This is a genomic window from Streptomyces thermolilacinus SPC6, assembly GCF_000478605.2.
Lineage (GTDB): Bacteria > Actinomycetota > Actinomycetes > Streptomycetales > Streptomycetaceae > Streptomyces > Streptomyces thermolilacinus.
The window spans coordinates 795,023-806,959 of sequence record NZ_ASHX02000001.1 but is presented as its reverse complement, the minus strand read 5'-3'; the positions used below and the strand labels follow the sequence as shown (position 1 = coordinate 806,959).

The 11,937-nt window shown below is 72.7% G+C and carries 6 protein-coding genes; all 6 read right to left on the bottom strand.

From position 1 onward, the window contains the following. Window positions 1–6: 6 nt before the first annotated feature. A complete protein-coding gene (locus tag J116_RS03535) occupies window positions 7–402 on the bottom strand; it encodes a cupin domain-containing protein (protein WP_023590731.1) in 396 nt (131 codons plus the stop codon). A 26-nt stretch (window positions 403–428) separates the two neighbouring features. Further along, window positions 429–1,637, bottom strand: coding sequence for an acyl-CoA dehydrogenase family protein (locus tag J116_RS03530; RefSeq protein ID WP_023590732.1), 1,209 nt, complete (start codon window positions 1,635–1,637; stop codon window positions 429–431). Window positions 1,638–1,650: 13 nt separating this feature from the next. Further along, complete coding sequence (locus J116_RS03525) at window positions 1,651–2,175, bottom strand: flavin reductase family protein (RefSeq protein ID WP_023590733.1); 525 nt, start codon at window positions 2,173–2,175, stop codon at window positions 1,651–1,653. A gap of 214 nt (window positions 2,176–2,389) precedes the next feature. After that, window positions 2,390–3,334, bottom strand: a complete 945-nt coding sequence (locus tag J116_RS03520) for an SDR family oxidoreductase (RefSeq protein ID WP_079147644.1) — start codon at window positions 3,332–3,334, stop codon at window positions 2,390–2,392. Then, complete coding sequence (locus J116_RS03515; RefSeq protein ID WP_023590735.1) at window positions 3,331–4,527, bottom strand: FAD-dependent monooxygenase; 1,197 nt, start codon at window positions 4,525–4,527, stop codon at window positions 3,331–3,333. The genes J116_RS03520 and J116_RS03515 overlap by 4 nt, the downstream gene beginning before the upstream one ends. Window position 4,528: 1 nt before the next feature. Continuing rightward, window positions 4,529–11,773 carry an amino acid adenylation domain-containing protein gene (locus J116_RS03510; RefSeq protein WP_023590736.1) on the bottom strand — a complete coding sequence of 2,415 codons (7,245 nt, stop codon included), beginning with the start codon at window positions 11,771–11,773 and terminating at the stop codon, window positions 4,529–4,531. Window positions 11,774–11,937 lie beyond the last annotated feature (164 nt).

Genomic DNA, 11,937 nt, shown 5'->3' with positions numbered 1-11,937 from the left:
CGGCCGTCAGTCGACGGGGGACGCGGTCAGCGGCCGGAACAGGTCCGCGCTCGCCCGCGTCTCCGGAGTGGTCTGCCACGGCGGGTTGGTGCCGAAGGCGAGCAGGACCTCCTCGCCGTCGGCCCGGAACGTGACCGGGTCCCCCTTCTCGACCCACACCATCTCCCGGGGGCCGGCGGTGACCGAACCGCCCTGGAAGTCCACGGCGAACCGCCCGGACAGCACGACGATGAACTCGTCGTAGCTCGGCACCCACTCCATGACGTGGCCGGGGTGCAGGCAGGCGTATCCGGCGCCCATCGACTTGGGGACGCCGTCGTCGGCGAGGTCGCCGATGAAGATCCGGGTGTCGGCGAACTGCTGCCAGTTCGCCTGCCCGGTGTCGTACTTGTGCGCGGCCATGGTCCTCTCCCTCTGTCGTCTCCGCGTCACACCAGCGGAGAGATCTGCTCCTCGACGCCCAGCAGGGCCTTGCCGTACATCTCCTTGATCACCTGCGGCTGGAGGATGGCGTGCCGGGCACCCACCCCCGAGTCCCGCCAGATCCGCTGGAGGGGGGAGGCGTCGGCGAAGCTGCCCGCGCCGTGCGCGGTCAGCAGGATGCCGATCGCCTCCGTGATGTGCCCGACCGCGCCGCTGAGGTCCGACCGCGCCCGGAGCCGGCCCAGCGGGTCCAGGGCCTGGCCGCGCGCCGCCGCCGTGTCGATGTCGTCGGCCGCGCGGTGGACGTGCAGGTGGGCGGTGTCGATCTTCTGCGCCGCCTCCGCGACCAGCAGCTGGAAGGCGGTGGAATCGCGTTGCCTCTCGAAGAAGGTGAACGTGATGGCCTTCTCGGCCGCCTTCCCCTTGACCAGCTCCAGCGCGGCGCGGCCGAGTCCGAGCTGGGGCGCCACCAGCGGGGCGCCGGTGAGGAACTGGGTGAACGCCGAGCGGGCCAGGGCGCTGCCGGAGCGCTGCGGCGGGTACTCGCCCGCCATCGCCTTGGGCACCGACAGCACCCGGTGCTCCGGTACGAACACGTCCTGCGCGACCACGCAGTTGCTGCCGGTGCCGCGCATGCCCGCGACGTGCCAGGTGTCCTCCACCGTGTAGTCGACGGCGGGCAGCAGCGCCATGCCCTGGTCCACGATCTGCCCGGTGGAGTCCGGGACCGGGAAGCCGATCAGCGCCCAGTCGGCGTGCCAGGCACCGGAGGCGTAGTGCCACCGGCCCGAGACCCGGAAGCCGCCCTCGACCCGCTGGGCGGTGGCGCTCGGCGTGAGCACACCGGACACCTTCGCCTCCGGGTCGGCCCCGAACACCTCGTCCTGCGCCCGCTCGGGGAAGAGGCTGACGACCCATGCCACCGAGTTGCAGACCGAGACCACCCACGAACTGCTGCCGTCTCCCTCGGCGAGCACGGCGGACACGTCGATCAGGGTGCGCAGGGACGCCTCGTGGCCGCCGTACCGCCTCGGCACGGCCAGTTTGAACATGCCGGCGTCCACGAGGGATTTCACGGATTCCTCCGGAAGCCTCCGGTCGCGCTCCGTCTGCTCGGCATTACGGGAAAGGAGTGGTACGAGTTCACGCGCACCGCGCAGCAGATCGGATGACGCGGCGGACGGATGAGTCTGGTCTTCCGGAATGACGGCCATGGATGTCTCCCTGTCAGCGGGCGAATGCGGCGATCTGGTCGGTGATGGACGCGCCGGGGCGCGGCGTGAAGGCGGAATGCGTGCCGAATGTCCGGCGGCCGTAGACGAGCGGGGCGGCGGCCCGCGTGCCGCCGACGCGGGTCACCAGGCTGAGCAGCAGGACGTGGTCACCGCCGGGGATGAGCCGCTGCGGGACGCACACCAGCCAGCCGGGCGCCTCCCGCAGCCGCGGCAGACCCTCGTCCGGGTACCACGCGGCCTCGGCGAACCGGTCGGGGACCGGGGCGGCGAACGTCCTCGCGAGGCCGGCCTGCCCGGCCCCGAGCAGGTTCACGCCGAACCGCCCGGCGCGCCGGACGCTCGACAGCAGCGCGGAGCGGTGGTCGAGCGCGATGGTCACCATCGGCGGACGCAGCGACAGCGAGGCGAGCGAGCCGACCGTCGTGCCGTGGGGCCGGCCGTCCGCCATCGCCGTGACCACCGCCACCGGAGTGCAGACCTCGGCCATGAAATCCTTGAATTCTCGCTCCGTAACCATTCCTTCTTCCAGGGTGTGAAGGGGCCAGGCGCTTTTCGCGGAATCCGCGGCGAAGGGGGCGGCGGCCGGATTTCCGGCCGGTGAATTCCCGGCCGGTGAATTCGGCCGCCGCCGCTCCGGAATGTCGGCGCTCGTACGCTATCCAGGCGGCCGGGGCGCGTCCAGCGAATCCGCGCGGCACTACTCGCATGCGCAGTCGGCCCCGGCCCGGCAGCTACGTCGGCGTCCGGTCCGCCGGGGCGGGCGCGGCCTCCGAGGCGCCCACGGTCGCGGTGATCCCGCCGAACCGGCGGTCCAGCAGGGCGTCGGGGAGCAGCCGCGCCAGCCGCCCCATCCGCCGCGCGTCCGCGCCCACCCAGTACCGCGTGCGGGGCCGCACGTCGGTCAGGGCCCGGGCCACCGCGCGGGCGAAGTCCTCGGGGGTGGTCCTGCTGGCCAGAGCCTGCTGCCCGTTGCCCGCCATGAACGCTGTGAAGGCGGCCCGGTAGCGCTCGGCCACCGCGGGCGGCGCGTCGCGCAGGACCCGCTCGCCCGCGTCGGACACCTTGCCCCAGATCGGTGTGAGGATGGCGCCCGGCGCGACGATCGACACGCGCACACCGCCGGGGGCCAGTTCCCGCCGGAGCGCGTCGCTCATCGCCTCCTTGGCGAACTGCGCCGTCGCGTAGGCACCGAGGAAGGGAACGGCCGCCTTGCCGAGGCCGGAGGTGACGTTGACGATCCGCCCCCGCGCCCGGCGCAGCAGCGGCAGGTGGGCGCGGACCATCTCCAGGTGCCCGACCACGTTGACGTCGAGCTGGCGGCGGAACTGGTCGCCTTCGACGCACTCCAGCGGGCCGGGGACGCAGATGCCGGCGTTGTTCACCAGTCCCCGCAGCGCGCCGTACTCGCGGGCGGCGAGCTCCGCCGACGCCCGCACCGACGCCTCGTCGGTGATGTCGATGACGGCCGGACGCAGGCGGCCGTGCAGCGACTCGGCGAGCAGCTTCTCACCGTCCTCGCTCCGGCGTACGCCCGCGATCACATGGAAACCGCGCTCCTCCAGGGCGAGGGCGCACTCCCTGCCGAGGCCCGACGATGCCCCGGTGACGACGACCGCCCCCTGCGCCGGAAGGCGCCTCCTGGCGGGCAGGATTCCGCCCGTCGGCCGTCCCGTCATCGGTCCGCCCCCCGGCCCGTGCCGGCGAGGACGCCCGCTCCCGGAAAGGTCAGCGCGGGCTCCAGCTTGCCCACCAGGTTCCGGTGCGACATCCACCGGAAGTACGCGTCGCGGATCCTGCGCCGCACGGGCCCCTGCGACTGCTCGAAGTCGCTGATCGACCGGGTGGCCTCCACGATCATCTGGGTCCGGTCGTACCGCGCCGCCTCGTAGCCGCGCAGGGCGCCCGGCACGTCGGGGGCGTGCTGGAGGTGCTGTGCCAGCACGGCCGCGTCCTCCATCGCCATGGCCGATCCCTGGCCGAGGCTGGTGAGCATCGGGTGGGCGGCGTCGCCGAGCAGGGTCACCGGGCCGGTGCCCCAGGGCCGCAGGAACGGCCTGTCGCGGGTGTTGAGCGTCAGCAGGTCCTCGGGGGGCGTCACACGGATCGCCTCCCGGACCTCGTCCGGCCAGCCGGAGTAGCAGGCGAGCACCCCGGCCTTGCCGCCGTTCCAGGTGCTGGACTCCTCGAACGGCATGTTCTTCGTGCCCCACCAGTACAGGCGGCCCCGCCCGATGTCCACCAGGCCGAAGCGCATCCCGTCGCCCCACAGGTGCACCACGGAGCCGGGCGCGAAGCGCGGGTGGCTGTACTCGGTGATGCCCAGCCAGGCGATGTACCCGCTGTCGCGCACGGGTTCGTTGGGCCCGGCGAGCTGCCGCCGGATGGCCGAGTGGAACCCGTCGGCGCCGACGAGCACGTCCGCCTCGGCCCACTGCCCGTCGGTGAAGTGGACCCGGGCGCGGTCGCCGGCCACCTCGAACCGCTCGGCGGCAGCGTTCAGCCTGATCGGCACGTCCGCCGCCGCGTCGAGGAGCGCGGCCAGCAGGTCGGCCCGGCTGATGCACACGCATGGGACCCCGATGCGCCGGGTGATCTCGGGGAAGGGGAACTCGCGTATCAGCCGCCCCTTCCAGTCTTTGACGCGGTACGTCTCCATCACCCGGCCGCGCTTCTCCAGCCCCAGGTCGATGTCGAGGGTGGCGAGCGCCGCCGTGGCGTTGCTCATCACGGAGAGGCCGAACCCGGCGGCCCTCAGCTCCGGGGCCCGTTCGAACACCTCCACGTCGAAGCCCACGCGCCGCAGCGCGATCGCCGTGGTGAGCCCGCCGATGCCCGCACCGATGACGATGGCCGTCCTTGTCCCACTCATGTCAGCGCTGCCCGCTTTCGCTCGTCCGGAGTTCGATGGCCCTCAGAACCGTGCCGACGATGCCGGACACCCGCGGTTCCTCCATGATCGTCAAGTGGTCGCCCTCGACCTCGACCACGGTGAGGCGGCCGGTGGTGCGGTCCCGCCACCCGTTGGCCGGGTCGGCGTGCATGCTGTCGATCGCCGTGTGCATCTCCAGCAGCACTCCGGGCAGGGGGTCCCTGGCCTTGACGAGCACCAGGTCGAAGGTGACGGTGTCGGGCCGGTAGTCGAAGGCCGCGCGCCAGTTCGCCTCGTACACCTTGAACAGCCGGCGTACGACGGCGTCGCCGCTGCCCGCGGGCAGCACGCCCTCGTCGATGGCCAGCCTCGTCATGTACGCGAACTTCTCGTCCAGCGTGGTCAGTCCGGGCGGCAGGAGGTCTCCGGCCGTGGCGCTGCCGTGCTGGAGCCAGAGCAGCTCCCAGAAGAACCAGCCGAGTAGGGCCTCGTCGTCGGTCCAGGGCTGCCGCTCCGGGTTGAGTGCCGTCGTGTCCAGGACGACCAGGGAGCCGACGCTCTCACCCGCGGCGTGGAGCTGGCGGGCCATCTCGAAGGCCACGAACCCGCCGAAGGACCAGCCGCCGAGGTGGTAAGGACCGGTCGGCTGCACCCGGCGCATCGCCTCGACGTAGCCGGCCGCGAGCCTTTCGATGCCGCGCACCGGCTCCGTGCCGACATCCGCCCCGGCCGCCTGGAAGGCGTAGAAGGGCTGGTCGTCGGGGAGGTGCTTGGCGAACGGCACATAGCAGAGCACGTTGCCGCCCATGGGGTGCGCGAAGAACAGCGGCGGCCGGGTGCCCTGCGGCCGGATCGCGACGAGCGGGTCGAAGCCGGGTGCAGCCACGCCCGCCGAGCGGAGCCGCCCGGCCAGTTCGGCCACGGTCGGCGCCACGATGAAGTCCGACAGCGGGATCACGGTGCCGAAGCGCTCCTCCATCAGGACGACGAGGCGCATCGCCGTGATGGAGGTGGCACCGAGGTCGAACAGGTTGTCGTGCACGCCGACCTCGGGCAGCTGGAGCAGGTCGGCCAGCATCTCGGCGAGGGCACGCTCGTGGCCGTCGCGCGGTGCGACGCGGCCGGTCTGCCGTTCGACGGCGAGCGGCATCTCGCGCAGCGCGGCCTCGTCGCGCTTGCCGTTCGGCGTGAGCGGGATGGCGGGCAGCCAGGCGAAGTGCCGGGGCACCATGTACTCCGGCAGCTTCCCGCGCAGGTGCCTGCGCAGTCCGTCGAGGTCCGCGCGCTCGGGGTCGCCGACCAGGAAGGCGGCGAGGAAGGCCTCGCCGGCCGGGTCCCGCCGTGCGACCACGGCGATGTCGGAGACGGCGTCGGGGTCGCCCGCCGCGGCCTCGGCGGCGACCAGCTCGACTTCCGCCGGTTCCACGCGGTAGCCGCGGATCTTGACCTGCCGGTCCGCGCGGCCCAGGCAGACCACGTTCCCGTCCGGCAGGACCATGCCGACGTCACCGGTCCGGTAGAGCCGCCCCTCCCCGTCCGGGCCGGGCACGAACCGCTCCTCCGTCAGGTCCGGCCGGCCCGCGTAGCCGTCGGCCAGACCGGCGCCGCCGATGTAGATCTCGCCCCGGCACCCGACCGGGACCGGGCGCATCCGTGCGTCCAGGACCAGCAGCCTGGCCCCGTGGACGGGCTGCCCGACCGGGGGCAGCGCCGGGAAGGCGTCCGGGTCGCCGGTCATCTCGTAGAAGGCCGCGGCGTGGGTCTCGGTGGGGCCGTAGTGGTTGTCGAGCACCAGGCCGTCGAGGGCGGCGCAGAAGCGCCGGATGTCGTCCGTCATCCGGAACTGCTCGCCCGAGGAGCACAGCACCCGCAGGTCCCGCGGCACCAGCCCGAGGGCGTTGGACGCCTCCGCCATCTGCTGGAGGGCCACGTACGGCAGGTGTACGCGCTCCACGCGCTCCCGGTCGATCAGCCGCAGCAGTCCGGGCATGTCCCGCCGCAGCTCCTCCCGGACGACGACCAGTGTGCCGCCGCCGCAGAGGGTGGCGTACAGCTCCTGGAACGAGACGTCGAAACTGAGCGGCGCGTACTGCAGGGTCCGGGCGCCCTCCGCGGTGCTGAGGATCCCGTTCTGCCACGCCACCAGGTTGGACATCGACCGGTGCGGCGCCGACACGCCCTTGGGGCGGCCCGTCGATCCCGAGGTGAACAGCAGGTACACCTCGTCGTCCTCGGAGATCTCCGGCAGCGGCGCCGTGCGGCTGGTGGCGGCCAGGGAGTCGTACGGCACCATCGGAACCGTGGGCTCCAGGAGGTGCCGGTTCGGCTCGTCCACGACGACGCAGGCCGGCTCGCCCTGCTCCACCATGGCCCGCAGCCGGTCCACCGGGTAGGCGGTGTCCAGCGGCATGGCCGAGCATCCGGCCTTCGCGGTGCCCAGCATCGCGGCGACGGTCTGTGGCGACCGCGCCATGGCGATGCCGACCCGGTCGCCGGGGCGCACGCCGGAGTCCAGCAGACCGGTGGCGACGCGCGTGGCGATCCGGTCCAGCTCGGCGTACGTCCACGTCAGATCCTCGGAGACGACCGCCTCGGCCTGCGGGGAGCGGCGCGCCCGGGCCTCGAAGGCGCGCACCACGTCGGTCCGGGGCCGCTCGGCGCGCGGGGCCCGGGGGGCGGGCGCGAGGAAGCCGAAGTCGACCGGCTCATCCGGTTTCTCGGCGAGCTCGCGCAGGATCCGCACGTACGCGTCGGTGTACAGCCGCCCCTGCGCGGGGGTGAACGACCGGCCGGAGAAGTCGAGGCGCAGCCGCACGCTCTCGTCCACCGGGTCCACCATGGCGTTGACGACCAGGGAGAAGTTGGTCTCCTCCCAGACGGCGAAGCCGCGACTGGCGATCCCCGGTGTCCGCAGGACGTCACCGAGCTGACGGAAGTGGATGTAGTTGAACAGGGTGTCGGCCAGCGACGCACGGCCCAGGTCGTCCTGGATGACCGCGAGCGGCACCCGCCGGTGCGGATAGCTCTCCCGCTCCCGGTCCACCACCTGCCGCACGACGTCGAACCACGCGTCGGCCTCCGCGGCGAACCGCAGGGGCAGGGTGTTGAGGAAGAGCCCGCAGGTGCGTTCCGCGCCGTCGGTGTCCGGCCTGCCGTGGGCCACCAGACCGGTGGTGACGTCCGTTCGGCCGGAGAAAGCGCGCAGCAGCAGGACGTGCGCGGCGAACAGCACCGCCTTCACCGGGACCCGCCGGTCCCGCGCGGTGGCGCGCACGGCGCCGACGAGATCGGCGGGCAGCGTCAGATCGCACTCCGTCCGCTCCTCTGAGCCCGGCGCTTCGTGTGGCCGGAAGCTCTCCAGGTGCGGCTGTACGGCCCCGGCCAGCGCGTCCCGCCAGTAGGCGCGGCTCTCGTCCGCCTCGACGGCCGCCCGCTCCTCGGCGACGTACAGCGCGGCGGAGGGCGGCACGGTGTCCGGCACCGGGTCGAGGTCCAGCCCCAGCAGGTGCCCGTAGTCCCGCAGGAGTTCGGAGACCAGGTTGGCGACGCTGCCGCCGTCAAGGATGGCGTGGTGGAAGCTGAGGACCAGCTCGACCGTGTCGGGCAGGACGAACGCGCGGAAGTGGTACAGGGGCGCGCGGTCGAAGCGGTAGTCGTACCGGCGCCGCCGCGCGACGTGCTCGCCGATGGCCGCCTCCGCCCGGTCGGCGGGCACCCCCCGCTGGTCGTCCACGCTCAGCCCGCCCTCGACGGTGTGCCGGACGATCTGGAGCGGTTCGGAGTAGCCGGTGAGCGCGAAGGACGACCGCAGGACCGGATGGCGCCGGACGAGGCGGTCGAAGGCGGCGCGGAATGCCGACTCCTCCCACGGCATGGCCAGGCTGTACCGGAAGACGTCCTTGTACACCTCGGAGTCCTGCTTCTCACGGCTGTGGTAGAGCAGACCGAGCTGGAGCCGGGTGACCGGATAGGCGTCCTCGTACGTCTCCAGGCGGGCCCGGTCCACGTGGGAGACCAGCCCGAAGGGGCGCAGCGCGGCCGAGACGCTCCGGTCGCCGGGCCGCGCGTCGGCCGCGACCTCGGCGCACTCTGCAAGGGCCGCCACGGTGGGGTTGCGGACGAAGTCGTCCATCGTGAAGCGGATGCCGGCCTTCTCCGCCAGCGCCCGCACCCGCAGCATGCTGATCGAGTCGCCGCCGATCACGAAGTAGTCCGCGTGGACGCCGACCCGGTCGGTGCCGAGCACTTGCGCCCAGATGTCCGCGAGCACCGCCTCCCGGGTGTTGCGCGGCGCGTCGTCCTCGTCGTCGGGCAGGCCGGCGGAGGGTGCCGGCAGCGCCTTGCGGTCGATTTTGCCGTTGGGGGTGAGGGGGAGCTGCTCGAGCCGTTCGAAGTACGACGGGATCATGTACCCCGGCAGCGTGTCCCTGAGGGCCGCGCGCAGCTGGCCCGGGTCGAGGTCGCCGTCGGCCGTGCAGTAGGCGACGAGAACCGGGCCCCGTCCGCCGCCGGGCCGGTGGTCGATCACCACGGCGTCGCGGATGCCGTCCAGGGCGACCAGCGCGTTGCGCACCTCGCCCAGCTCGACGCGGTTGCCTCGTATCTTCACCTGGTCGTCGCTGCGGCCCAGGTACTCGATGTCGCCGTCGGCGAGGAGGCGGGCCAGGTCCCCGGTGCGGTACAGGCGGCCCCCGGGGCTGAACGGGTCCTCGATGAAGCGCTCGGCGGTGAGTTCGGGCCGGTCGAGGTAGCCGCGGGCGACCTGGACCCCGCCGATGTGCAGCTCGCCCGGGACGCCGACGGGCTGGGGGCGGCCCTCCCGGTCGAGCACGTAGAGGGTGGTGTTCTCCACGGGGCGGCCGATCGGTACACGGGTGACCGGCCCCTCGGACGCGGGCGGGCAGTCGAAGTACGACACGTCTACCGCGGCTTCGGTGGGGCCGTAGAGGTTGACAAGGCGGGGCGCGTCCCCGCCGCCGAGGACCCGGTTGAACCGGGTGACCCGCTCCGGCGGCAGCGCCTCACCACTGCAGAACACCCAGCGCAGCGAGCCGACGTCGCCGAGGCGGCCCGGATCAACCTCCAGCAGGTCGAGGAACGGGCCGAGCATCGACGGCACGAAGTGGAGGACGCTGACCCGGTGTTCGCGTACGACCCGGGCGATCTGCCGCGGGTCCTTCTCCCCGCCCGGCGGCAGCAGCACCACGCGGGCGCCCTGGACGGCCCACCACAGCAGTTCCCACACCGAGACGTCGAACGAGATGGGCGTCTTCTGCAGCAGCGTGTCCCCGGGACCGATCGGGTAGCGCAGCTGCATCCACATGAGCCGGTTCGCCACCGAGTGGTGTTCGACCATGACGCCCTTGGGGCGTCCAGTGGACCCGGAGGTGTAGATGACATAGGCGACGTCGTCGGGGCGGGAGGTGCGGCCGAGCGGGGCGTCGGAACCGGTGTACAGGTCGGAGATCCGGAGCACCGGGGTCCCGGTGGGCGGCTCCGCGACGTCGTCCCCGCCGCGCAGCACCAGCTTCGGCCGGCAGTCCTCCAGCAGCAGCCGGACCCGCGCGGACGGGTAGCCCGGGTCGATCGGCACGTAGGCGCCGCCCGCCTTGAGGATGCCGAGCAGGCCGGGGAGCAGCTCCGGACCGCGCTCCGCGAGGATGGCGACGCGTTCGCCGGGGCCGACCCCGCGCTCACGCAGCGCCCGCGCGACCTGGTTGGACAACCGGTCGAGCCGGGCGAAGGTCAGGGTGGTGCCGGAGGTGTCGTCCACCACGGCCGCCAGGTCCGGGGTGCGCGCGGCCTGCTCCGCGAACAGCTCGTGCAGCGTCTTCTCCCGCGGGTAGGGCACCCGGGCGCCCTGGCGGCGGTGCACGATGTCCTCGTACTCGCCGGCGGTCAGCATGGGGAGCGCCGAGACGGGCGCCTCCGGCTGGTCGAGGCCGTGGCGCAGCAGCTCCCCGACGTGCCCGGCCAGTGCCTGGGCGGTGAGGTGGCCGTCGAACACGTCGTCGGCGTAGTCGAGGTCCACGCGCAGACCGGGCTCGTCGTCGAATGCCTGCACCATCACGGACAGGGCGTTGGCCGCGTGGACCGGGGCCATGATGGTGGTCGTCCGGTCCACCCCGGGGATCTCCGGGGGCCGGGGGAACCGCAGGTAGGAGACCGTGACGTCGAACAGCCGGCGGCCGTCGGCGCCCCGTGCCGGAGCCTGCCGCAGGATGTCGCCGAAGGGCAGCCGCTCGTGCTCCCTGAGCTCGTCCACCAGCGCGCGGACGTGGGCGGCGAGGTCCAGCAGGGACGGGTCGCCCTCCACCGACACCCGAACCGGCAGGTTGTTGGCGTACTCGCCGACGGTCGCGCGCTCCTCCTCGGTCCGGCGGTTCAGGAAGGGCACACCGAGGACGACCTCGTCCTCCTGGTGGACGCGAGCCAGGCACACCGCCAGCGCCGAGAGCAGGTACGGGAAGGGCGAGGCCCCCGCGTCGAGGATGCGCTCCACCAACGATTCGTCGACGGAGAAGGAGTGCCGTCCGCGGCCGGGGTGCGTCGTGCCGGAACGCGAGAACAGCGCGGGCGCGACCCCGTCGAGGTATTTCCGGTAGAACGCCCGGTCCTGGTCGGCCTCCGCTTCGCCGGACGGCGAGTGAAATTCCTGAAGGGATTCCCAGTGCGACGGGTGATCGGCACGCCGCGCCGGTGCCGCCGTTTCCGGCCGGCCGACCGCGATTCCGTTTTCGCGCGCCGCGCGGGAACGGTAGTCGGAGAGAATCCGCAGGGTCAGCGTGTTCAGCGCCCAGGCGTCGGTCACGATGTGGTGCGCGGTCAGGACGAGGTGGACGGCGGCCGGCCCCTCCACGACCAGGGCGGCCCGGAACAGCGGTCCGCTCCGGACGTCCAGCGGCCGTCCCAGCTCCCGCTCGCACCATGCCCGCGCGGCGGCGCGGGGGTCCGGTTCACCGGAGAGATCGACGCTCTCGAACGACGGCGGCCCGTCCTCCGGCCCCTCCGGGAGCCGCCGAACCCGCGGGACCCCGGCGTCGTCCTCGCCGAACCGCAACCGGAACGCGTCGTGCTCGCGCAGCGCACGGACCAGACACGCGCCGAGCAGTTCCCGGTCCACGGAGCCCTCCAGCAGCTCGTGGACCAGTACGTTGAATTGGCAGTTTCCCGGTGAACGCGCTTCGGCCGCCCATATGTCCCGTTGGTAGCCGGTCAGTTCGAGGGCCTTGGATTCAGCTGCCATCCCCACTGAATTCCGCTCCTTCGCCTGTCATTCGTACGCGAATAAACAACGGCTCGGTCAGGCTAGGTGAGGGCTGTTTCACGCGGCTACTGCGTGATCGAGTAGGGCCGCGAGCAAACGGGTAGTGGCCCGGCGGCGACCAGAAGGCGCGCCGCGCGGGGCCG

Excerpts from the sequence above, each read along its gene's own strand:
- J116_RS03535 (WP_023590731.1), bottom strand. The coding sequence starts at position 402 with ATGGCCGCGCACAAGTACGACACCGGGCAGGCGAACTGGCAGCAGTTC.
- J116_RS03530 (WP_023590732.1), bottom strand. The coding sequence starts at position 1,637 with ATGGCCGTCATTCCGGAAGACCAGACTCATCCGTCCGCCGCGTCATCC.
- J116_RS03525 (WP_023590733.1), bottom strand. The coding sequence starts at position 2,175 with ATGGTTACGGAGCGAGAATTCAAGGATTTCATGGCCGAGGTCTGCACT.
- J116_RS03520 (WP_079147644.1), bottom strand. The coding sequence starts at position 3,334 with ATGACGGGACGGCCGACGGGCGGAATCCTGCCCGCCAGGAGGCGCCTT.
- J116_RS03515 (WP_023590735.1), bottom strand. The coding sequence starts at position 4,527 with ATGAGTGGGACAAGGACGGCCATCGTCATCGGTGCGGGCATCGGCGGG.
- J116_RS03510 (WP_023590736.1), bottom strand. The coding sequence starts at position 11,773 with ATGGCAGCTGAATCCAAGGCCCTCGAACTGACCGGCTACCAACGGGAC.